21 protein-coding genes are annotated in these 21,543 nt (G+C 61.1%); 6 read left to right on the forward strand and 15 right to left on the reverse strand.

Features of this window, described 5'->3' with window-relative positions; all coding sequences use genetic code 11:
• Nucleotides 1-194 precede the first annotated feature (194 nt).
• The 3 genes from U5A67_RS24285 to U5A67_RS24295 form a co-directional block, all read right to left on the reverse strand.
• A complete protein-coding gene (locus tag U5A67_RS24285; RefSeq protein ID WP_321816432.1) occupies nucleotides 195-1,124 on the reverse strand; it encodes a LysR family transcriptional regulator in 930 nt (309 codons plus the stop codon).
• 59 nt (nucleotides 1,125-1,183) lie between these two features.
• Nucleotides 1,184-2,662, reverse strand: a complete 1,479-nt coding sequence (locus U5A67_RS24290) for an FAD-dependent oxidoreductase (RefSeq protein ID WP_321816431.1) — start codon at nucleotides 2,660-2,662, stop codon at nucleotides 1,184-1,186.
• Between the two features lie 111 nt (nucleotides 2,663-2,773).
• Nucleotides 2,774-3,121, reverse strand: a complete 348-nt coding sequence (locus U5A67_RS24295) for a cupin domain-containing protein (protein WP_205980512.1) — start codon at nucleotides 3,119-3,121, stop codon at nucleotides 2,774-2,776.
• Between the two features lie 257 nt (nucleotides 3,122-3,378).
• Between U5A67_RS24295 and U5A67_RS24300 the strand changes: the two genes are divergently transcribed.
• From U5A67_RS24300 to U5A67_RS24310, 3 genes are all read left to right on the forward strand, one after another.
• Nucleotides 3,379-4,218 carry a helix-turn-helix transcriptional regulator gene (locus U5A67_RS24300; protein ID WP_321816430.1) on the forward strand — a complete coding sequence of 280 codons (840 nt, stop codon included), beginning with the start codon at nucleotides 3,379-3,381 and terminating at the stop codon, nucleotides 4,216-4,218.
• Nucleotides 4,219-4,371: 153 nt separating this feature from the next.
• Complete coding sequence (speB, locus tag U5A67_RS24305) at nucleotides 4,372-5,322, forward strand: agmatinase (RefSeq protein WP_205980510.1); 951 nt, start codon at nucleotides 4,372-4,374, stop codon at nucleotides 5,320-5,322.
• 591 nt (nucleotides 5,323-5,913) lie between these two features.
• Nucleotides 5,914-7,398 carry an aldehyde dehydrogenase family protein gene (locus tag U5A67_RS24310; protein ID WP_321816429.1) on the forward strand — a complete coding sequence of 495 codons (1,485 nt, stop codon included), beginning with the start codon at nucleotides 5,914-5,916 and terminating at the stop codon, nucleotides 7,396-7,398.
• 25 nt (nucleotides 7,399-7,423) lie between these two features.
• On the opposite strand, the gene U5A67_RS24315 is transcribed toward U5A67_RS24310, so the two are convergent.
• The 6 genes from U5A67_RS24315 to U5A67_RS24335 form a co-directional block, all read right to left on the reverse strand.
• On the reverse strand, nucleotides 7,424-8,587 hold the full coding sequence (locus tag U5A67_RS24315; protein WP_205980508.1) for an MFS transporter: 1,164 nt from the start codon (nucleotides 8,585-8,587) through the stop codon (nucleotides 7,424-7,426).
• Nucleotides 8,588-8,623: 36 nt separating this feature from the next.
• The gene (locus tag U5A67_RS24320) at nucleotides 8,624-9,406 is read right to left on the reverse strand and encodes a DeoR/GlpR family DNA-binding transcription regulator (RefSeq protein ID WP_321816428.1); all 783 of its coding nucleotides are present in this window, start codon (nucleotides 9,404-9,406) and stop codon (nucleotides 8,624-8,626) included.
• A gap of 221 nt (nucleotides 9,407-9,627) precedes the next feature.
• Entirely contained in the window at nucleotides 9,628-9,933 is a 306-nt protein-coding gene (locus U5A67_RS24325) for a hypothetical protein (protein ID WP_321816427.1), read from the reverse strand.
• Between the two features lie 253 nt (nucleotides 9,934-10,186).
• Complete coding sequence (locus tag U5A67_RS40740; protein WP_415767918.1) at nucleotides 10,187-10,504, reverse strand: GFA family protein; 318 nt, start codon at nucleotides 10,502-10,504, stop codon at nucleotides 10,187-10,189.
• A 74-nt stretch (nucleotides 10,505-10,578) separates the two neighbouring features.
• Nucleotides 10,579-10,995, reverse strand: coding sequence for an RcnB family protein (locus U5A67_RS24330; protein ID WP_415767919.1), 417 nt, complete (start codon nucleotides 10,993-10,995; stop codon nucleotides 10,579-10,581).
• A gap of 253 nt (nucleotides 10,996-11,248) precedes the next feature.
• Nucleotides 11,249-11,521 carry a hypothetical protein gene (locus U5A67_RS24335; protein ID WP_321816426.1) on the reverse strand — a complete coding sequence of 91 codons (273 nt, stop codon included), beginning with the start codon at nucleotides 11,519-11,521 and terminating at the stop codon, nucleotides 11,249-11,251.
• Between the two features lie 204 nt (nucleotides 11,522-11,725).
• Between U5A67_RS24335 and U5A67_RS24340 the strand changes: the two genes are divergently transcribed.
• Complete coding sequence (locus tag U5A67_RS24340; protein ID WP_321816425.1) at nucleotides 11,726-12,229, forward strand: hypothetical protein; 504 nt, start codon at nucleotides 11,726-11,728, stop codon at nucleotides 12,227-12,229.
• A 69-nt stretch (nucleotides 12,230-12,298) separates the two neighbouring features.
• Here U5A67_RS24340 and U5A67_RS24345 read toward each other — a convergent pair whose 3' ends face one another.
• Both U5A67_RS24345 and gcvA read right to left on the reverse strand, forming a co-directional pair.
• Nucleotides 12,299-12,805: a hypothetical protein gene (locus tag U5A67_RS24345; RefSeq protein ID WP_321816424.1), complete on the reverse strand. Its 507-nt coding sequence runs from the start codon at nucleotides 12,803-12,805 to the stop codon at nucleotides 12,299-12,301.
• A gap of 146 nt (nucleotides 12,806-12,951) precedes the next feature.
• The gene (gcvA, locus tag U5A67_RS24350) at nucleotides 12,952-13,842 is read right to left on the reverse strand and encodes a transcriptional regulator GcvA (RefSeq protein ID WP_321816423.1); all 891 of its coding nucleotides are present in this window, start codon (nucleotides 13,840-13,842) and stop codon (nucleotides 12,952-12,954) included.
• A 118-nt stretch (nucleotides 13,843-13,960) separates the two neighbouring features.
• Here gcvA and U5A67_RS24355 point away from each other — a divergent pair, with 118 nt between their 5' ends.
• Together U5A67_RS24355 and U5A67_RS24360 are read left to right on the forward strand one after the other, a co-directional pair.
• Nucleotides 13,961-14,803 (forward strand): DMT family transporter, encoded by an 843-nt coding sequence (locus U5A67_RS24355; RefSeq protein WP_321816457.1) that lies wholly within the window; start codon nucleotides 13,961-13,963, stop codon nucleotides 14,801-14,803.
• A 194-nt stretch (nucleotides 14,804-14,997) separates the two neighbouring features.
• Entirely contained in the window at nucleotides 14,998-15,447 is a 450-nt protein-coding gene (locus U5A67_RS24360; RefSeq protein WP_205980499.1) for a DUF2628 domain-containing protein, read from the forward strand.
• Nucleotides 15,448-15,468: 21 nt separating this feature from the next.
• On the opposite strand, the gene pdeM is transcribed toward U5A67_RS24360, so the two are convergent.
• Genes pdeM through U5A67_RS24380 form a run of 4 tightly spaced genes read right to left on the reverse strand, consistent with a single transcriptional unit; the run spans nucleotide 15,469 to nucleotide 21,406 of the window.
• Nucleotides 15,469-16,134, reverse strand: coding sequence for a ligase-associated DNA damage response endonuclease PdeM (gene pdeM / locus U5A67_RS24365; RefSeq protein ID WP_321816422.1), 666 nt, complete (start codon nucleotides 16,132-16,134; stop codon nucleotides 15,469-15,471).
• A gap of 3 nt (nucleotides 16,135-16,137) precedes the next feature.
• Nucleotides 16,138-18,720: a ligase-associated DNA damage response DEXH box helicase gene (locus U5A67_RS24370; protein ID WP_321816421.1), complete on the reverse strand. Its 2,583-nt coding sequence runs from the start codon at nucleotides 18,718-18,720 to the stop codon at nucleotides 16,138-16,140.
• On the reverse strand, nucleotides 18,717-20,378 hold the full coding sequence (locus tag U5A67_RS24375) for an ATP-dependent DNA ligase (RefSeq protein WP_321816420.1): 1,662 nt from the start codon (nucleotides 20,376-20,378) through the stop codon (nucleotides 18,717-18,719). The genes U5A67_RS24370 and U5A67_RS24375 overlap by 4 nt, the downstream gene beginning before the upstream one ends.
• Complete coding sequence (locus U5A67_RS24380; RefSeq protein ID WP_321816419.1) at nucleotides 20,375-21,406, reverse strand: ligase-associated DNA damage response exonuclease; 1,032 nt, start codon at nucleotides 21,404-21,406, stop codon at nucleotides 20,375-20,377. Before U5A67_RS24380 ends, U5A67_RS24375 begins: the two co-directional genes overlap by 4 nt.
• Between the last annotated feature and the right edge of the window lie 137 nt (nucleotides 21,407-21,543).

Below are 21,543 nucleotides of genomic sequence, written 5' to 3' on the forward strand. Positions count from 1 at the left end.
GGCTCTGGCGTTCTGGTGTCTTGCGCCTTGCCGGTATCCCGTCGCGCGGTCAGGGCCGCGCACTGTCCTCATCTCTGGCGGTCACTCTAATTCACTCGAATGCGCGCCATATTGCGTATTTCAAACGTTCACTTCATGCGCGGCCAATGTTTTCCCGCCCGCTTTTTTTATGGTTGCGCGCACATCGATATCGATCAGGCACACGCGCGTTCTTCCTCCACGCTTTGTGCGCCATACACGTTGAGCAGGTCTTCGCAGAAGGCGCGCACGATGGGTTTATCGGCGGCGCCGCGTTTGACGGCCAGATGCAGCGGCACGTCGAAACCGAAAGCCGTGCGCCCCAGCACGCGAATCAATCCGCGTTGTTCGAAGGGTTGCGCGTGATGCTCGGGTAGATAGCCGATATGGCTGCCGGAAAGAATCAGCACCGTGGCGGCGTCGATACTGTCCGCAATCGCCGTGACCTGCCGTTCGCCGATACTCGCGAGTTCTTCGGGCACGGGATAACTGCGCCAGATCCAGTCGTGCACGCGCAGATCGTCGAGCGTCACATCCGGGCCTTCGTGAAAGAGCGGATGACCACGCCCGCAGCAGATCACCTGGCGTTCGCTAAAAAGCTCGGTATAGCTCAGCCCCGCCACGCGATGCCAGAAGTAGCCAATCGCCAGATCGAGCTGCTGGTTCACGAGGCTTTCTTCAAGCTCCTGCGGCGGCGCCACGCGCATCGCGAAGCGCACCGCCTGATCGCGTTTGCGAAACGCGCCAATCGCCTCGGCCAGCCGCACGTTCTCCACATGCGAAGCCTGCCCGATCAGGCCGATCGACAGCGTGCCCACCAGTTTGCGGTCGATATCGCGCACCTGCGCGACGAACTGCGAAGTGGCGGACACCAGCGCACGCGCCGAACTCACGAAGCGCTCGCCCTTCGACGTCAGGCGAAAACCGCCGCGCCCGCGCTCGCACAGCGTAAAGCCCACGCGCGCTTCCAGTGCGGAAAGCTGCGAGCTGATGGTGGACTGGCGCACGCCGAGCGTCGCTTCGGCGGCGGTAATGCCGCGCGCGTCCACCACGGCGAGGAAGACCCGCACGAGGCGCAGGTCGAGATCGGAAGTATTGGAAAACATGCCGCTTTCTACTCACTGCGGCGGCGCCCGTCGAATGCGAACGCCGCCTTGCGCTCACATCACATCGGAAAGCCCAGGGCCTTGATGCCCTTGATCCAGGCCCGCTTCCAGCCGCCTTCGGCATCCGCGCCATCGAAGGCGTGGAAAGTGACCTTGGCCGCCAGCCAGCGCACCGGCTCCGGCGGAATATAGGTCGGGCTCAGTTTGGCGATGTCGAGATCGCGTTCCGGGCTCTGGCGATCGAACAGCAGGTTCAGGCCCATGAAGGCGCCGAAGCGGCTCGCCGCCACGCCAAAACCCGTATAACCGGCAACGAACACGGCCTTCTCGCCGAGATAACGCTTCGCAAACACCGAGCCGCGCGAGCAGTAATCGATCGGGCCGCCCCACGCGTGCGAGAAGCGCACGTCGGCGAGTTGCGGGAAGGTGTTGTAGAACGCCTGCGCGAGCCGGTAATAGGTTTCGCGCTTTTCATCCTTAGGCGGATTGGGATCGCCATCGAAGTGATAGCTCACCAGACCGCCAAAGATAATGTTGTTGTTCTTCGTGAGGCGGAAATAATTGAGCTGCGTGCGCGTGTCGTAAATACCCTGACGATTCTTCCAGCCAATGCGCGCGAGTTGTTCTTCGGTGAGCGGCTCGGTGGCCAGCACGTGATCGCGAACCTGCAGCACGCGGCGGTTGATATCGGCGATACCCACTTTGGCCGTGCCGCTGCCAAACAGCACGCGCGGCGCGCGCACGCTGCCTTCGGGCGTCTTGACGAAGACCGTCTGGCCTTCGTCGGTGACTTCGAGCAGCGGGCTGTATTCATACAGACGCACGCCCAGCGAAAGCGCCGCGCGCTTGAGCCCCCAGGCGAGCTTGGCCGGATGCACGATGCCGCTGCGATTGCGCGACCAGAGCGCGCCCGCGAACAGCGGCGAATCCAGTTGCTCGCGCGTGGCCTTGCCGTCGAGCAGTTCGACGTTATGGCCGTATTCGGTGTGCAGATCGTAATCGGCCTGCAGATGCTCGACGTGATCGGGATCGACGGCCACGGTCATCTCGCCGTTCCATTCGATATCGGCGTCGATGTTGTAGCGCTTGAGCGTCTCTTCGAAACCATCCAGATTGCGATGGCCGAATTCTTCGAGTTGCTTGATGTCGTTCGGGAACACGCGCACCGCATTGGGCAGGCCGTGCATCACCGAAGTCGAAATAATGCCGCCCGCGCGACCCGATGCGCCGTGTGCCACACGTTCCGCTTCGATCACCACGACATCCAGATCGGGCATCTGCTCCTTGGCCTGCACGGCAGCCCACAGACCCGTAAAACCGCCGCCGACGATCAGCAGATCGGCTTGCGTGTCGAAAATGAGTTTCGGCTCGGCGGGCGGTTGCGCCGGATTGTCGAGCCAGTAAGGCGAAAGCTTCGTGCGCGACAGCGCCTCTTCGACGCCGAGTTCGACGGGCTTGCGCGACTTTTCGCGTGCGGCGGCGGGCGTGGAGGGCGGCGTGGCGATGCCGGCTTCGTAGAGTTGTGCGCTGTCACTCATGATGGCTTCACTGCATAAAGCGAGGGGGACGGCGCCGCGCCGTTCGCTATCGAAGCGGGGCGCGGCTTGCGATGAAAGTCGCGAGCGTGGCCGCGACGTTTATCGCAACGTTTATTGTTGCGGTTCGAGCAGGACGTAGAACTTCTTGGCGTCTTCGATGGTTTCCCACTTGCCTGCGAAGCCCTTCGGCAGCAGATAGCCCTGACCGGCCGAGAATTCCTTGCGTGCGCCATTGGCATCGGTCAGTGCGACCTTGCCTTCGACGAGCCAGCAGGCTTCGTCCGCGCCCGTCTCCGGGAATTCGACCGAACCGACCTTGCCTTCCCACCAGCCGATCACGTAGCCGCCATTCTTGCCTTCGGCCGCGCGCCAGTCGCCTTCGTCCATGCCGTAGTCGAGCTTGGTGAAATCGCCCAGACCTGCGCCCAGTTCCTTGATGTCCTGAATCAGCTTGCTCATGTGTGTTCCTGTATCGGGCGTCGTTTTGACGCATTGATTGAATCGGTGCGGCCATGTTGCCGGGTCGCGCCGCGCCGGTATGCCCCCCCTCGGGGGGGGCAAGATGCGTTTTGCGTGATGCCGCCGATTCGATCTGGCGCTTTTTGGCGGGCTATTCAGCGAACTTGCCGGGCAGCGCGAAAATCCCTGAAAACCCCGTCTAACGGGCGGTGCAGCCCTTCGGCTATAATGATTTCGCCTTCAATCTGGGGCACGCCATGCTGATTCCCGTACCCCTGCAAGAACAAACCCAATTCCCGCTGTCGTTCAAAACGCTCGGCAACGTCATCGAAGCCGTCGGCACGCCGGATTTCGTCCCTCGCCTCACGCTTCTGCTCAATGAAGTCGTGCCGCTGAACGTCGTCCATATCGAGCGATCGCGCGCGGACAGCAACATGCCCAACGGCTATCGCTGCGAATGGGTGGGCAGCGGCGGCGTGGGCATGGATTCGGGCACGATTTCGGAAGTCATGACGCTCTACTACGATCGCTTTTACGAAAGCGATCCGTTGTTTGCGGGCATACGCGGCAAGATCGGCACGATGCTGGTGGTGCGCGACATCGGCGCGATCCCGCCGGGCGAATTCCGCCAACGACTATTCGACGAAGCGCTGATTGCGCACGAATGCGTGCTCGCGCGCGGCACGCGGCACGCACAGCACTCCATTGCGCTCGAACGCGCGCTGCACGCGCCGCCGTTTTCGCTCGCCGAAATGAATCGCTTTCGCCATGTGAGCGACTTTCTGTTTCCGCTGCTCGAATTGCACGCCTCCACCAGCGCGGCGCGGCGTGTGGCGCATCCCACCTCGTATCTGCATCCGCTTGCGCAATTCGACGCGCGTATTGCCGCCGATGGCGTGAAACTCTCCAAACGCGAATACGAAATCTGCGCGCACCTGATCACGGGCAAGACCGTGCCGGAAGCCGCGGAGATTCTGGGCGTGCGCACCGCCACGGCGGAGTCCTACGTCAAGCGCGCATTCGCCAAACTGGGCGTGCGCACCAAGCGCGAGCTGATTGGCTGGGGACACGCTTCCCCCTGTCTGGCGGCGCTGTAAACGCCCTTTTGCATCGATTGCGATCGATGTGAACATCTCAACTTCGTGATTTGCGCGGCGCGCGCCTCGCCTACCATCGCCCGATCGCTTCAACTGCATTCCACTGCATTCCTCGCCTTACGCGAGAGCAATCAACGATCGGAGACACCCCACATGCAACGCGAACTTAACCAGCCGCTGGGCGGCAACGAAATGCCGCGTTTCGGCGGCATTGCCACGATGATGCGGCTGCCTCAAGCCGAAACGACGGACGGCCTCGACGCCTGTTTTGTCGGCGTGCCGCTGGACCTGGGCACCTCGAACCGCTCGGGCGCGCGCTTTGGACCGCGCCAGATCCGCTCGGAATCGGTGTTGCTGCGTCCGTACAACATGGCGACGCGCGCAGCGCCTTTTGATTCACTGCAAGTGGCGGATATCGGCGATGTGGCGACGAATCCTTATGACCTGAAGGATTCGATCCGGCTGATCGAAGAGGCTTATGACGCTATTGTGGCCAATGGCTGCCGGCCGATTACGCTGGGCGGCGATCATACGATTGCGTGGCCTATTTTGCGGGCTCTGCACAAGAAGTACGGCAAGGTGGCGGTGGTTCATATCGATGCGCATGCCGATGTGAACGACACCATGTTCGGCGAGAAGATCGCGCATGGGACGCCGTTCCGGCGTGCGGTTGAAGATGGGCTGCTTCAGTGCGATAAGGTTACGCAGATTGGTCTGCGTGGGACCGGGTATCACGCGGATGACTTTGATTGGTGTCGGCAGCAGGGTTTTACTGTCGTTCAGGCCGAGGAGTGCTGGAATAAGTCGCTGGCGCCTTTGATGGCGCAAGTGCGCGAGCGTGTGGGCGATACGCCGGTTTATCTGAGTTTCGATATTGATGGGCTCGATCCGGCTTTTGCGCCGGGGACGGGGACGCCGGAAGTCGGCGGGCTTACCGTGCAGCAAGGGCTCGAAATCATTCGAGGGATGAAGGGGCTTAATGTGGTTGGGGCGGATCTTGTGGAGGTTTCTCCGCCTTACGATCAGGCGGGGACTACCGCGCTTGTGGGCGCTAACCTGGCGTTTGAAATGCTTTGCGTTATGCCTGGGGTTAATTATCGGTAAGCGATTTTTTTTGATTTTTCTGGGTGGGTTTTTTTGTTGTTGGCATTTCCTTGAGTTCGTGTCGGTCTATTAGCGTTGCCCCTGTGCGGGGCGGCACCTACTTTCTTTGCGGCGGCAAAGAAAGTAGGCAAAGAAAGCCGCTCACACCGCCAATATGACGCAGTCCACAACCAGCCTTACACGGGGAATGGTATAGGGGCATCCGGCATCCCGCGCCTTCAAAGGTAGTGACAAAGCCGTCATTCATCCCGTTGCTCGCTGCGCGCGCAACGGTCGGGTTTGCCGGTGAAACCAGCAAACCTTCGGTTTGCGTTATGCCCCTCGGGGCGCGTAGCGCCCCCGGGTGGGCGGGCGCCTTGTCACTTAGTGGTAGGGTGCGAGGGACCGGATGCTCCTATACCTTTCCCCCTAAAAGGCTTTTTACCAACCGCGTCACACTGGCGGTGTGAGCGGCTTTCTTTTGCCTACTTTTCTTTGCCGCTGCAAAGAAAAGTAGGTGCCGCCCCGCACAGGGGCGACGCTAATAGACCGACACGAAAACAAGGAAATGCCAACACAAAAAAGAAACCAAACCAAACAGGAGACGAAACAATGACGACGACAACGACACATCAAGCAACAGCAGCAACCACCTTCACACTGCCAGCGGCAACAATATCAGGCACGCCCCATCAGATCGCAAACGCAGAAAAGACCCCCATCCACAACGCCGCCACAGGCGCCCTGATTGGCTGGCAAGAGCACGCCACAGCGACCGAGATCGACGCAGCGGTAAAAGCAGCGCACGCATCCCTCCCAGCGTGGCGAGCCACATCCCCCACAACGCGCGGAAAGATACTAAAAAAAATCGCAGAACTAATAGAATCCGACCGCGACCGCCTGGCAGCAATGCAAATGCAGGTCAGCGGCAAACCACCCTTCGAAGCGAACCTCGACGTCAGCGACGCCGCCGCCACGTTCTCCTACTACGCCGACCTGTGCACCACCGCCAGCACCTTCGCCGCAGAGCCAATCGAACTCCCCGACAACACCGTCACCGGCGAACGCCACTATGAACCCGTAGGCGTCGCGGCCCTGATCGTGCCGTGGAATTTCCCGATGGTGACCACGGCCTGGAAAACGGCCCCCGCATTGGCCGCAGGCTGCACCGTCGTGCTCAAGCCATCGGAATTCACATCGCCCGTCGAGCACATGCTGGCCGCGATAATCGCCGAAGCCGGCGTGCCCGATGGCGTCGTCAATATCGTCAACGGCGGCGGCGCCGTGGGCGCGCAACTCACCGCCCATCCGCTCATCGACAAGATTTCGTTCACCGGCAGCACCGCATCCGGCAAGAAAGTGATGCAGGCCGCCGCCGAAGAAATGAAACGCGTAACGCTGGAACTAGGCGGCAAATCCGCGCTGATCGTGCGCGCCGATGCCGATATCGAACGCGCCGTCTCACTCGCCACCGGCGGCGCTTTTGCCAATGCCGGGCAGATGTGCTCGGCCACGGCACGCATCCTCGTGCACGACGATGTCTATCGCAAGTTCATGGCGGCGTTCGAAAGCGCCGTGCGCGCCATCGTGGTCGCGCCGCCCCGGGGCGATGACGTGGCGATGGGGCCGCTGGTCTCGGCCGCGCAGCGCGAACGCGTGCAGTCGCTACTGGCGCAAGGCGTGGATGCGGGCGCATCGGTAGCGTTCTCGGGCCAGCTCGACGCGGCCTGCGGCGACGGCTTCTTCATGGCGCCCGTGGTCGTAGCCGAGCCCGCCGCCGACAACGTTCTCTGGACCGACGAAGTGTTCGGCCCGGTCGCCTGCGTGAAGTCGTTCCGCACCGACGATGAAGCCATCGCGCTCGCCAACGATACGCGCTATGGCCTGGTCGCAACCGTCGTGACCGCCGATCAGGACGCGGCGCGCCGCTACAAGGCGCAACTTCGCGCTGGCCTCGTGTGGATCAACACGCCGCAACTGATCTTCCCGCAGGTCTGCTGGGGCGGCCTGGGTCTGAGCGGTATCGGCCGCGAGCTGGGCCTTGCCGGTCTGCGCAGCTATCAGGAACTGCGCCATTCGATCGCCGATGCAAGCTGACACCGGCGGCACGCGCTGATTGACTTCAGTCCCGCGCCAGACCCGTCTGGCGTACCGGCGCGGGCGTCACCAGCGTTGCGCAGCAGGGCACCACGCACAGAAGCGCGAGCAGCATCCAGAAGGACGTCTCCAGGCCCACGGCCTTGGCGACGAAGCCCACCAGCGCCGGGCCCATCAGCACGCCCGCATAGCCCGTCGTCGTGATCGCGGCAATCGCGAGCGCGGCGGGCATGGTGTGCTGCGCGCCTGCACGGCGAAACAGCACCGGCACGATGTTCGATGCGCCCAGGCCGATCAGCAGAAAGCCCGCCAGCGCCAGCGTCGCGACCGGCGCGACCAGCAACACCGCAAACCCGCCGACGGCCACGAGACCGCCCCACACCAACGTGGCGCGATCCCCTATGCGGGCTGTCACGGCGTCGCCGGTCAGGCGCCCCACCGTCATCGCGATGGCGAACAGCATGTAGCCGAGACCGCCCTGCGTCGCGGCGACCAACCCTTTGCCCGTGATCAGCAACGCGCTCCAGTCGAGCAGCGCGCCTTCCGCAAGGAACGCAATGCAGGTGAGCGCCGCGATCAGCAGTACGATGCCGCGCGGCATGACGAATAGCGGCCCGCTCGCGGCCTGTACTGCTCGCAGCAGACGCGGTGTCGCGACAAACATCGCGATCAGCATCAGCACCGAACAGAGCGCCGTGCTTTCCAGCGCGCCAAGATGCAGCGACAGCAGAAACGTCATCAACGTCGAGCCCGCAAAACCGCCCACGCTGAATAGCGCATGAAAACCCGACATCAGCGGCTTTTTCGCGGCACGCTCCACTTCGACTGCATGCACGTTCATCGCCACATCGAGCGAACCGAGCGCCGCACCAAAGGCCAGCAACGCAGCGCCGAGCGTGGCAGGCGAAGCCGCGACGGTGAGCAAGGGCAGAATCAGCGCGAGCGCAATGCCGCTCGTGACGATAATCGGCTTGCTGCCGTAACGCGCACTTAGCGCGCCTGTTGCGAGCATCGCCACGACCGAACCCAGGCCGATGCAGAGCAACAGTACGCCGAGCGTGCCGTCGTCGACGGCAAGGCGTTGCTTTGCGAACGGTACCAGCGGCGCCCAGCAGGCGATACCGAAACCACCCACAAAGAAGGCCAGACGCGTAGCGAGGCGCGTGGCGGGACGATCGGCGAACTCCATCGGCGTGGCTCCAGAATCAGATTGTGAAAACGAGCGTCATTCGCTCGCAGGACGTTGTGCTTGCAGCACGGTCGTGCCCGCTTTCCTGAGCGCGGCGATCTGCGCACGCGCGACATCGTGTTCGACCACCAGACACGCGACAGCATTCAACGCCGCGACACGATGCGAGGCATGCGCTTCGATTTTGTCAGTCATGCTAAGGATGATCGTGTGACGACTGCGTGAAAGCACGATGCGTTTGAACGTGGCATCCGCGAATTCATACGCACTCACGCCCTCTTGCGCCGATACGGCGCACGCGCCCAGAAAACAGCGGTCAATATGCAGGTTCTGCACGCTTGCGACGGCTGTGGCATCGACGCTGCCACCCACCACGGGGTTGACTTCGCCGCCCATCACAATGAGGCGGATATCGGCGCGCCGCAACAGCGCAGCGGCAATGTCGATGGAATTGGTCGCGACGGTCAGTTCGAAGTCTTCCGGCAGCATGTCGACCAGCGCGAGATTCGTGCTGCCGCTGTCGAGAAACAGCAGCTCGCCGCGCTGCACCTGCGTCACGGCCGCCGCTGCGAGCGCCTGCTTGCGCTCGCGCGCTTCGTCCATCCGCGCGGCCATGGGCGCGGACGCGGGCGAGACCGGCAGCGCGCCGCCATAGACGCGCCGGCACAGACCTTCGGCCGCCAGCGCGCGTAGATCGCGGCGGATGGCGTCTTCGGATACGTCGAATTCGGCAGCGAGCGTGGCCGCAACAACCGCCTGCCCGGCGGCCAGGCGCGAGGCAATCAGTTCGCGACGGGCGATGGGAATGTCATCAGTCATGCACCATCATAACGTGCACAAACGAGAATGTAAACGTGCACAAACGTGCACGATATGGGGTCACAGACGGAGTTGCGCCCTCATGGCGGCTTCAGGATTTTTCGTCGGCTCAATCCGTATTCGCGATTTGTGAGTTGTGATGTCTCGCGATTTGATAACAGGATCGGCCCTGCGCGCTCAGTTGGGAAAGCGCGGGCCGCTTGAGTACGCAACCCGCGCAATTACCCCGAAGCGCCGATTTTCAGCGTATTCACCGCCGCCGAATAGACCGCTTCATTCGCCACGAAAACAATCAGCGCATCGCCGCTATTGAGTTTTTCACTGCGCGCACGCAGTTGTTCGGCGACACGCTCGATCGAATCGAGCACAACGATTTCGATTTCACCGGCTGTGTGGATGTGGTCGAGGTCACTCAGTCTCGTCACGCCATCGCCATAGCGAATATCGACGAGAACTTCCCCGCACGGAAGGTTGCATAGGCGAGTTCGCTCTCCGCCGCCAGGGCGGGAAACAAACTTGTCGGTCATTGTAGGTCTCTCAGGTTCTAGCGCATCGCCGTTCATGATCGACGGCGTGAGAGCACGGTAAACGACCGTAACATTTGCTTCAACTATGCTAAATCGCTACAGCCAACACTTCGCTCAAGAAAATGCTAGACGAATCATTCGAGGAAGAAAGCGGTAGCGCGAATCAGGGTGATTGCGGATAGTGAGGAATCGATTGACTCAGGCAAACCCATGGTTGGGCGCTGGATGTCCAGATATCGAGCATCGGCTGAAACTACGATGGATCGTCCAGCGTGGCGAAACGGATGGACATCACTTCTGGAGCCGCCTCGCCGCTAGTGAATAGTGGCGATCCGCAATCGGCACAAAAGCTTCGGGTTGCGAGTTTGCCGCTGCTGGCGTGAACGGAATAGGTTTTCGGCGAGCCGGAAATGGTGACGTCCGCTGCGCGCACAATGAAACCGGAAGCGAATGGCGCACCGCTAGAGCGCTGGCAATCCAGACAGTGGCAATTGAGTGTCGCCACTGGCGCGCGCGAGCAGACATAGCGGACCGATCCGCATGCGCACCCGCCAGTCAATGGGGTAATCACGTCGCTATCTCCTCCTGTGCGTATCTCGCTCAGTCGTCGCGCGCCGATATCTCACGGCGCGCAACATCAGCGTCTTAGCGCGACGACGCCAGGACGTTCGCGATGACGCCCGTGGCGATCGCGGCGAGCACATAATCGCCATTCACGCCAACCCAGTGATAGCCCCGCGGCGGCGACGAAAGACCATGACCGCGCCAGTCGTCGACGACATAGTTGCGATCGCGGTATTCAGAAGGCAGACGCTCGCCTTTGTGCCAGTCGTTATGAGGAACAGGGCCACCCGGACGCGAGATCGACGCATCGTGCATCGGCGCGCCATGGCCTTTATTGCCGTGCGGAGCGCCATGATTTGCACCATGATTTGCGCCCGGATGATCAGGACCGCCGGGGCCGCCAGGGCCGTCCTGATGCGGCTGGGCGAAAGCAGCGGCAGAAGCGCCGAGCAACGAAACAATCAGAGCATTCGCGATAACTTTGCGATTCATAGTCATTCCACCTTGGAGATAACCGGGTTATTTCAGCGGCCGCTCAAAGGCTGAACGGCCGTCGACGATAATCTGGGTTGCAGCATGCTGCTGACGCGGCGCGATCAGCGCTCGATAGGCACTCGATGCACGCGATACGACGCAGGCCGCGACAAAGGTTAGCAGAGGTGGAAGGCAGGTGCAGCGAATCTGGCGTGCGATCTCTATGCAACATGTCGATGGCGCAGCCGGATCTGCAAGTTTGGTTTAAATTGCTCGCCTACATCATCCGGTAAAAAAAGGCGAACAGGCCAATTGCCAGCACACCCCACAAAACAGCCAATCCATTGACTGCTGCCCGGCTAGCGCCAAAAACATGAACCCATAGCGTGGTCAAGCGATTCGACGCAAAGTACATGGCCAGAAACGCTATTAACGTTACTCCTGCGCCGTAAGCCTCTATTTTCCCCGCTCGATGATACTGAAGCGCAAGCGTAACAAATAGCGCAGGAAACAAGCAGATCAAGATCCGTTTGAAGCGGGTAGCGAGCATGGTCGTTGATTTTAATGAGAGTCGTCGGATTATATAGCGCATTTTTCGATTGATTCGTGACGCTACACTAACATCTCAAGGCGCATGGGCTCACGCATTTTCTGCTCTGGTGACATTGATCGACCACTTGCATTCAAGTTTTTCCGCGCGTGGTCGACATTACATTTCGATGCCACGCCAGATAGAACGCTAAACAGGATAAGAATGACGGAAGATAAACTGATCAAACTGTTTCAAGTACTCGCGAGCGGCCTCGCGTGCTCCTTTCTGATGAATGGATGCTCCACTGCCCATATCGTCTCCGCAGATTATTCCGCAGAGTTCCGTGGAAGGTATGCCATATCCGACACATCGGGTGATGACGCAATGATGGGCAAGACCATCGATCTGGCTTTTGACGACGGCGGAAATGCAACCGTGACGATTGAGGAAAGCCATCGCGTGTTGCATCTGGATACTTGCAAGTCGCTTGCCGGATCGTACGCAAATTTGCTTGCGAATGCCGACTCCAATTCAATCCTTCATGGAGTCGAGTGCCTGGACGAAGACGATGAATCCTGGAGTTTCGTCCACGCTGCTCCCGGCGCAAAGACGAGCGCAGGATACACACTGTTCCGATACGTCACTTCGCGCTCGGGGTACGTTGTTCGCCGGAGTAAGCGCGGTCGCTACTCCAGCGATCTAGCCTTGGAGCCGATTACTCAATAGCGCAGGGGATCGCGCGATGAAACTTGAATATGCCCGTACAAGGCCTGGCTTTATCCTTGCGCTTCCCGGCTACTCGGTGCAAAAGGGTCCGCTCTCGCTCAAGGGGCGATGCCATTTACGGTCTTCTTTCGCCACAGCCTTTGGCGGGACATATTCATCGCCAGGCTTGCCCGCATCGTTGAGCTCCAGATGGCACGTAGTGCCATGTCCCTTCACCTGTGCCAGGTACCGGTGGTTTGGCACTGGGGTGAAGGTGGCAGTAACGACGCAACCATCTCCAAGATAGCCTTCCGTGCGCGAAAGCGAAAACGAAATCGGCTGGCCCGCCGCGATCTTTCTTACCACTTCGCCATCATCGGGAATGGGCGGCAGGCGCGTGCGGTCTGTGCATTCGGCCGCCCCGGTGTAAATATTGGGTATCACCAGCATGTGGCCGCCCTTGCTGAAAACAAGCGTGGCGGCGTCGTCGTTCGCCGGCTCTTTATATTCCGAAGGCCCCAACACGCCGCATCCAGACAATGCCGAAATCACAAGCAACGTGGACAAACAACCGATTTTTCGCATATTCGTTCCCATCGTATTTATTTTTTAATCGTCAGGAGCGTAAACGGCACCTTGGCGTGGAAACTTTAGAATGAGTCTGAAAGCCTGTCTAAAGCCGATTTAAAACGGTCGTACAACAAGCGCATTCTGGCTGCCATTCCCCCCACACAATATCGAACTCACTCCCCGCGCCCCTCGCGCTCCAGCCACGCGCAAAACACTCCCACCCGTTCATCGTCCGCCTTCTCATCCGGCACGTACGCGCAATAACTTCGCGACGGCAAACGCGGCCCGGAAAATGGAGCGACCAGACGACCCGCAGCAAGATCATCCGAAACCAGCGCGGTAGGCCCCATTGCGATACCAATCCCATCGATCGCTGCCTGCAAGGTCAAATAGAAATGATCGAAGGTCAGCGCCGCCGCGGGCTTGAGCGCAGGAACCCGCGCTCGCGCCAGCCAATCCGGCCATAGCCGCGGAAGACTCGAAGCATGCAGCAGCGTGTGTTGGCGCAAGTCGTCGGGCGATTGCAGCGGCACGCGCTCCAGCAGCGCCGGGCTACAGACCGGCAAGCGCTCGTCGGATAGAAATGGCCGCGCCGAATAGCCATAAAACGTATCGGGGCCGCCGCGAATGATCACGTCATAACGGGCTTCGAGACTTTCGAGCGGCCCGTTCGACGTGTCCACCTTGACCTCGACCTCTGGATATTCAGCGCGAAATCTCGCGAGCCGCGGCACCAGCCAGCGCAGCGTGAACGTCGCCAGCGCGCTCACAGAAAGCGTTCGCGAAACCGCGCGAGGCACGCCATATCGTGCGCTCGCCAGCGAAAGCTGCTCGAACAGCGGGCCGATTTCCTCCAGATAGACCTGCGCGGCCGGCGTAAGCGCCACATGCCGGTTGTGCCGCTCGAACAACGCCGCGCCCAGCCACTCCTCCAGGACCCGCACCTGCTGGCTTACCGCGCCAGGCGTGACGTGCAGTTCCGCCGCGGCTTCCTTGAAGCTGCCCAGCCGCCCCGCAGCCTCGAAGGCCCGCAAGGCGTTGAGCGGAGGCAATATCGGTTTCATTCGGGATAGATTATCTAATTCGACATCGCAATTTATCTGGTTTGTCGGCCCCGGACAAGATAGATATTCTTCCAACTATCCGAATAACCGACGCATTTTCTTTCCTCTCCAAACCGATATGCTCAGCTACACCGGCGGCGTTGTTCTCCTTGCCGCCCTGCTCCACGCAAGCTGGAACGCGATGCTGCATGGCAATCGCGATCGTTTTCTTTCTATGACGTGGATGAGTATCGCCATTGCGTCGGTCTCTTCATTCGTCATCCTTATCAATCCGCTACCAGCGGTTGCCTCGTGGCCTTACATCATCGCTTCGGGCCTCGTGCATATTTTCTATAACGTGAGCCTTGTCCGGTCGTATCGACGCAATGATCTCGCGCTCGCCTATCCGATCGCGCGTGGTTCGTCGCCGCTGCTCGTCGCGCTCGGCGCGGCTCTTTTCGCGCACGAAGCAATCGGGCCTTTGCACGCGCTCGGGATCGTCATGATTTCCGGCGGCATCATTGCCATCGCGCTGCTGGGGCGGCATGTCACGCGCGGCGGTTTGCTGGCCGCGCTCACGACCGGCGCGACCATCGCGCTGTACACCGTCATCGACGGCATCGGTGTGCGTGTGTCCGATGGTCAATCGCTCGCCTACACAGCATGGATGTTTCTGTTTTATTGGCTGATGCCGGTGCTGTTTGTCGCCATGCGTGGATTCGGATCGCTCTGGCAACCTGTGCGCGCCGAACCGCTGTCGATTGTCTCGTCGATAGCGGGCGGGCTGGTGTCGATCGCTGCCTACGGTATTGTGATCTGGGCGCTCCAGTCCGGCGCGATGGGCGCGGTGTCGGCATTGCGCGAAACCAGTGTGGTGTTCGCGGTGCTGATCGGGCGCATGGTGTTGCGCGAGAAAGTCAGTGCAGCACGCGGGCTCGCCTGCCTGATCGTTGCGGCTGGAGCCGTCTGTCTGGGGCTTTGACAAATAGATCGCCGCTTTCCTTTCTGCGTATCGCGATTGAACCGGCCATATCAATTCGTCATAAAAATGCGCTTAACTCCGGGTATGATTGCGGGCACTGGATAAAGTCTGTCGCAATTCAGAAAATCATTCCGATAATACCCGCCTCGCATAAATATTTGGCGTGCGGGTAAAAAATCCCGAGGAGATTCGCGTTGAATACCATTACCGAAAGCGAAGATCGCTATACCGCCGTGATGAACGATCCCGAAACGAAGCCTAAATGGCGCGAGCGTTTCGCGTTTTTCGAAACGCATGGCCCGCTGACTTCACCTGCGGCGCGCGAGGTATTCAAGACATTGCCGCGCGGCAAAAAGCGCCTCATCAATATGAGTTACCTCGGGTTCTTTTTCGGTCCGTTCTACTTTATCTGCCTTGGCATGTGGCGCCGGGCGCTGACGTTGTGGGGCATCATGCTCGCGACCATCGTCATCGAAATACTATTCGAAGCGACGACGGGCATTGATGTTCCGAATGCCGTGGATATCGGCATTAATTGCGGCCTGGGTGCGCTCTATGCCTTGTGCGTGAACTACTCGTATTATCTCAAGCAAATTAAAGGCGACAACGGCTGGAATCCGTTTCAGGGCCTGCGCTGGCGTTAAGCTAAAGCGGAGGGGATCGGGCTATGGCTTTCGTATCCGTATGACCCGCTCCCCCGCCACCGCATACACATCGTCACGCGCAGCTGTCGGGTCGATTTCGAACCCACCGGTAAATGCGCCGAACGCCGGCAATACGCCTATACGCTCGCCAAACCGGAAGCACGGCAAGCGCACGCGATCGAAACCCGTTGCGAGTCGAATCACAGGATGTTCGTGCCCGGCAAGCACATAAGCATCGTCGACATTCTGCGGATGATGACAAAGCGCCCACGGTCCCAACCGATAAGGCTCCAACACCGTCTCTATGCCAAACTCATCCGCTAGCGCGCCCGCGTGTTTATCGTGATTGCCTTCTACCAGCACGAGGCGCAGGCCAGCGTGCATCAAACGCCATCGGCGCAATTCATTGAGCGTTTCGTCTGCATGCGATTCGCGCGCGTGCAGCAAATCGCCGAGAAAAACGATCGATTCGGGCTGGTGCAAGGCAATCAGACCGGCGAGTCGCGCGAGCGTTTCCTTGCTCGATCCCGCTGGCACCGGAATACCACGCGCGCGAAACACCGCGTCCTTGCCCAGATGCACATCGGCGACAAACAGGGTTTTGAGCACAGGATCGAACGCCCCGCGTAAGGCAGAAAGTATGAGCGCGTGGCCGTGAAGATTGATCGTCAAGGTTTGAGCAGACATGGCTTATTCCGGGCGCTGCGCGGCCTTTTCGAGTTCTGCAAGCATGCGCTCGACGCGATCGGCCAATTTCTCTGTCGTGATCTTTTCGCGCAACCGTCCAACAATCAGGGGAAACGCAAACGGCGTGGGTTTGATCGGCTGCGTCAACACCAGCCGACTTTCGTTCATCCGCACCAATGCCGCGCGTATGCGCTGAAATTCGAGTTCCTGCAACATGACTTCGCGATCGGCCTGTTCAAGCAACAGATTCGTGCTGTCGTGCTTGCGGAACACTTCGTAAAAGAGGCCGCTGGACGCCTGCAATTGCCGCGCGCTTTTCTGTTGCCCCGGATGCCCCTGAAAAACCAGCCCCGAAACGCGTGCGATTTCGCGAAAGCGGCGCGCGGAAAGCTCGGAGGCATTGAGACTCGCGAGAATATCGTGTTCGAGATTGTCAGGCGAAAGCAGACCCTTGTCGATCAAGGCCTGCCATTCAAATGATTGCGCAGACAACAACTCGAAACCATAGTCGTTCATCGATATCGAAAACGTACCAGGCTGCTCGCGCGCGACACGCCATGCGATCAAGGAACCCAGCCCGATATGCGCCATGCGCCCGGCAAACGGGTAACAAAAGAAGTGATGTCCTTCGCGCGAACGCACGCGCTCGGCAACCAGCACGCCAGGACCTGGCAGCGCCGACCAGCGCGTCTGTATCTCCAGCAGCGGCTTGATCGCACGCATCTCCGGTTCGTCGTAAATGCCGTCGCTGGCGCGTGCGAGCATCACCAGCGAAGCCTCGGCCAGTTCGGACGACAAGGGCATCTTGCTGCCCGCCCATTGCGGCATGGCTCCACGCGATGAAGTGGCGCGCTTCACATAAGCGGTCATCTCGCGTACACGCACCAGTTCGAGCGAGCGGCCGCCAAACGTAAAGACATCGCCGGGCTTCAGACGCGAGATAAACGATTCCTCCATCGCGCCAATCCGTCCGCCGCTCATGTACGCAACATTGATAGTTGCGTTGGCAACGATTGTGCCGACGTTGTTACGATGCCTGCGAACCAGATCGTCACGCGGAACGCGATAGACACCCTGCGCGTCCACGACCACGCGATGAAAGTCGGGATACGCTGTCAGCGACGCACCGCCGCGCTCGACAAAGGCCAGCGCCCAGTCGAATTCGGCCTGCGTGAGATCGCGGTACGCATAGGCCGTCCGTACTTCGTCGAATAATGCAGGCGGCGTGAAGCCGCCGCCAATCGCCACCGTCACCAGATGCTGGACCAGCACATCGAGCGGTTTGAGCGGCATTTCGCGGCCCTCGATTCGCCCGGATTCGATCGCCCATCGCGCGGCAGCGGCTTCGACCAGTTCGAGCGCGTGAGTCGGCACGATGGTGACGCGCGACGTGCGCCCCGGTGCGTGCCCGGATCGGCCAGCGCGTTGCATGAGTCGCGCAACACCTTTGGGCGAGCCGATCTGGAACACCCGCTCCACAGGCAGAAAATCCACACCCAGATCGAGACTCGATGTGCACACAACCACTTTGAGTTGCCCATTCTTCAGCCCCAGCTCGACCCATTCGCGCACCTCCTGATCGAGCGAACCATGATGCAGCGCGATCAACCCCGCCCATTCGGGACGCCGTTCAAGCAGCGCGCGATACCAGATCTCCGACTGCGAGCGCGTATTGGTAAACATCAAAGCACTTTGCACAGCGTCGATTTCGTCGGCGACGGCACCCACCTGGCGCGTGCCCAGATGGCCGCCCCACGGAAAGCGCTCGATGGTCTCGGGGATTAGCGTATCGACGATCAGCGTTTTAGGCTGCGCGCCGCGCACGACCACGCGCGGCGTACGCACCGCATGCAGCAACGCATCGTGGGCCAGCGCAAGATTACCGAGCGTGGCCGACAGGCCCCACACCTGCAACTCCGGCCGCCAGTGTGCGAGGCGCGCAATCGCAAGTTGCGTCTGCGTGCCGCGCTTGTTGCCCAGCAGTTCATGCCATTCGTCGACGATCACGAGCCGCACGTGGGCGAGCGTTTCCTGCGCGTCCGCGCGTGTGAGCATCAGCGTCAGGCTTTCGGGCGTGGTGACGAGCGCCGACGGCATGCGGCGGTTCTGGCGCGCCCGCTCGGTGGATGAGGTATCGCCCGTGCGCAGCCCGATCGTCCACGGCACGCCCAACTCTTTCACCGCCAGTTGCAAGGCACGCGCGCTATCGGCGGCGAGCGCGCGCATCGGCGTGATCCAGAGCACGGTGAGCGGCGCGGGCAATAGTGTGCGCCCCGGCACCGCAGCTTTGCCCGCATAGGCCGCCAGCGCGCCAAGCCAGACCGCCCACGTTTTACCGGCGCCGGTACTCGCATGCAGCAGCCCGCTCGCACCGCGAGCGATTTCGCGCCATACCGTCTGCTGAAACTCAAACGGCTGCCAGCCGCGCGCTTCAATCCATTGCGCAATACGTTGCTCAATGGGCTTTTCTGCTTCGCTCGCGTCGTATTCGAAGGGCGCCGGATTGAACTGCGCGGCGGCGGCAGCGTCGTGTTTCGCCTGCGCCTCGCGTGTGCGCGGAACCCGGCGCGGACGCGACGCATTCATGCCTGCGCCTCATGCAAAAAACCTTTGAGCATGGCGAGTGTATCGGCGTCTTCGATGGTTTTATCGGTACGCCAGCGCAACATGCGTGGAAAGCGCACCGCGATGCCCGATTTATGGCGCGGGCTCGCCTGAATCCCCTCGAAGCCGATTTCAAAAACCAGCGTGGGCGTCACGCTACGCACCGGGCCAAATTTTTCGATCGTCGTTTTACGCACCACAGCGTCGACCTTGCGCATTTCTTCGTCGGTAAGGCCAGAATAAGCCTTCGCAAAAGGCACCAGCGTGCGCACGCCCGCGGCTTCGTCCCAGACCGCGAAAGTGAAATCCGTGTAGAGACTCGCGCGCCGGCCGTGTCCGCGCTGCGCGTAGAGCAACACCGCGTCGATCGAATACGGATCGATTTTCCACTTCCACCACGTACCCGCTTCCTTGGTGCGCCCAACGCCGTACATCGACGTGCGTTCTTTCAGCATCAACCCTTCGACGCCGCGTGCCCGGCTTTGCTCGCGCAGTGCGGCGAGTTCGCTCCAGTTCGCCGCGCCGACCTGCGGCGAAACACGCAGCAAATCAAGCGATGCCGATAAGGAAAGCGCCAGCGCTTCGAGCCGCGCGCGCCGTTGCGCCAGCGCCTCGGTGCGCAAATCGCGGCCTTCGATTTCGAGCAGGTCGTAGGCCAGCATCGTGGCAGGCGATTCGGCGAGCACTTTTTTCGTCAGCGATTTGCGCGTGATACGCGGCTGCAAACGTGCAAACGGTAAAGGCGCGTCGGCGCCCGGTTCCCACGCGAGAATTTCCCCGTCGATCACCGTGCCGTCGGGCAACGCCTCGCCTAGCGCCACGAGTTCGGGAAAGCGCTCGGTCAGCAAATCCTCGCCGCGCGACCAGATCCACACACGCCCCGCACGCTTGACCAATTGCGCGCGTATGCCATCCCACTTCCATTCGGCGATCCAGTTCGAGCTTGCGCCCAGCGTCGCGGGATCGGCCTGCAAGGGATGCGCGAGAAAGAACGGATAAGGCAGACCGATATCGCTTCCGTGCGGGGTGAAAGCATCGTCGCCGTCGGACAGCGGCGCGATCAGCCGCAGATAGCGCGCGGCATCGGGTGCCTGGCGCGAATCGGTCCAGCCAACCATGCGCTGCGCGATGCGTTTGTGATCGACATCCGCCACGCGGGCGAGCGCGCGCACCACCAGTTGCCGCGATACGCCCACACGAAAGCCGCCGCCGATCAGCTTGGTCAACAGGAAGCGCTCGCTCCAGTTCAATTCGTCCCAATAGCCCAGCAGACGCTCGCGCAACGCATCCGCGTCGAGGCCGCGCAAGGTCAGCACGCGGTCCTCGATCCATTGAGCAAGACCCAGTTCGGTTTCGCGCGTGGCGGGCGGCAGCACGTGCGCAATGGTCTCGGCAAGATCGCCGACAGCTTGATACGACTCCTCGAACAACCATTGCGGCAAGCCCGCGCGTTGGCGCGCGCAGTCGACCAGCAGCCGCGTGGGCGCCGACTGCCGCGGCTTGCCGCCTGCCAGAAAATACGCGGCCCATGCGGCGTCTTCGGGCTGGGCGCTCGCGAAATACGCAATCAGGGCCTCCAGCTTGTCGTTCGTGGAGGTGGTCGCGTCCAGCGCGGTATAGAGCGCGGCGAAGCGTTTCATTGCGGCGCTTCCGCAGCATCGGCGTCACTCGCTTCGTCGCCGTATTCCGTGGTGAATGCGCCCGCTTCCAGGCCCTGCTCCATGAGCCAGCGCACCATCGGCTCGATCTGTCCGTGCGTGACGATCACACGCTGCGCGCCGCTCGCGCCGATGGCGTATTGCAGCCCCGGCCAGTCCGCGTGATCGGACAGCACGAAACCGCGGTCCACGCCGCGCCTGCGCCGCGTGCCGCGCAAGCGCATCCAGCCCGATGCGAACGCATCACTATAGTCGCCGAAGCGCCGCATCCACGCGCTGCCCTGCGCCGAAGGTGGCGCAATCACCAGCGCCTCACGAAACGCGGCCTTGTCGCGCGCGGGCATCTCGCTGACCAGCCGCGTATCCGGCAGATCAATCCCCGCATCGCGATAGACACGATTCAAAGTCTCCACCGCGCCGTGACAGAAGATCGGGCCGATACCGCGATTCACGCTCGCCAGCACGCGCTGCGCCTTGCCGAACGCATAGCAGAACAGCACCGTAGCACGGCCTTGCGCGGCATTGTGCTGCCACCAGGCATCGATACCGTCGAACACGCTTTGCGCTGGCTCCCAGCGATAAATCGGCAAACCGAAAGTGGATTCGGTGATAAAGGTATCGCAGCGCACGGGCTCAAACGGCGCGCAAGTGGGATCGAGCTCGACCTTGTAGTCGCCGGACGCCACCCAGACGCGCCCCGCGTGCTCGACTCGCACCTGCGCGGAACCGAGCACATGTCCGGCCGGATGCAGCGACACGCGCACACCGTCGATATCGATGGTTTCGCCGTAAGCGAGACCCTGCACGTCGATCCCCGGCAGACGCGAAAGCAGCACACCGAGCCCGGGCTGCGCGCAGAGATAACGCCTATGGCCGAAGCGCGCGTGATCCGCGTGCGCGTGTGTAATGACGGCCCGCTCGACCGGCCGCCACGGATCGATATAAAAGCCGCCAGGCGGGCAATAGAGGCCCTCGGGCCGGGCGATGATCAGATCGGAAGAATCGTCCACCTCGGTCTACTCGTCGTTGATCGTGCAACCCTGCGGATCGAGTCTAGCCGATGCCGTGCGAAGAGACTCGTCGAAGGCCGATAAACGAACGCTGTAGCGAAAGCCGTGCCCGGCTGCAAACAAGGTGGAAAGTACGA

This window comes from Paraburkholderia sp. J69-1 (assembly GCF_905220255.1).
GTDB lineage: Bacteria > Pseudomonadota > Gammaproteobacteria > Burkholderiales > Burkholderiaceae > Paraburkholderia.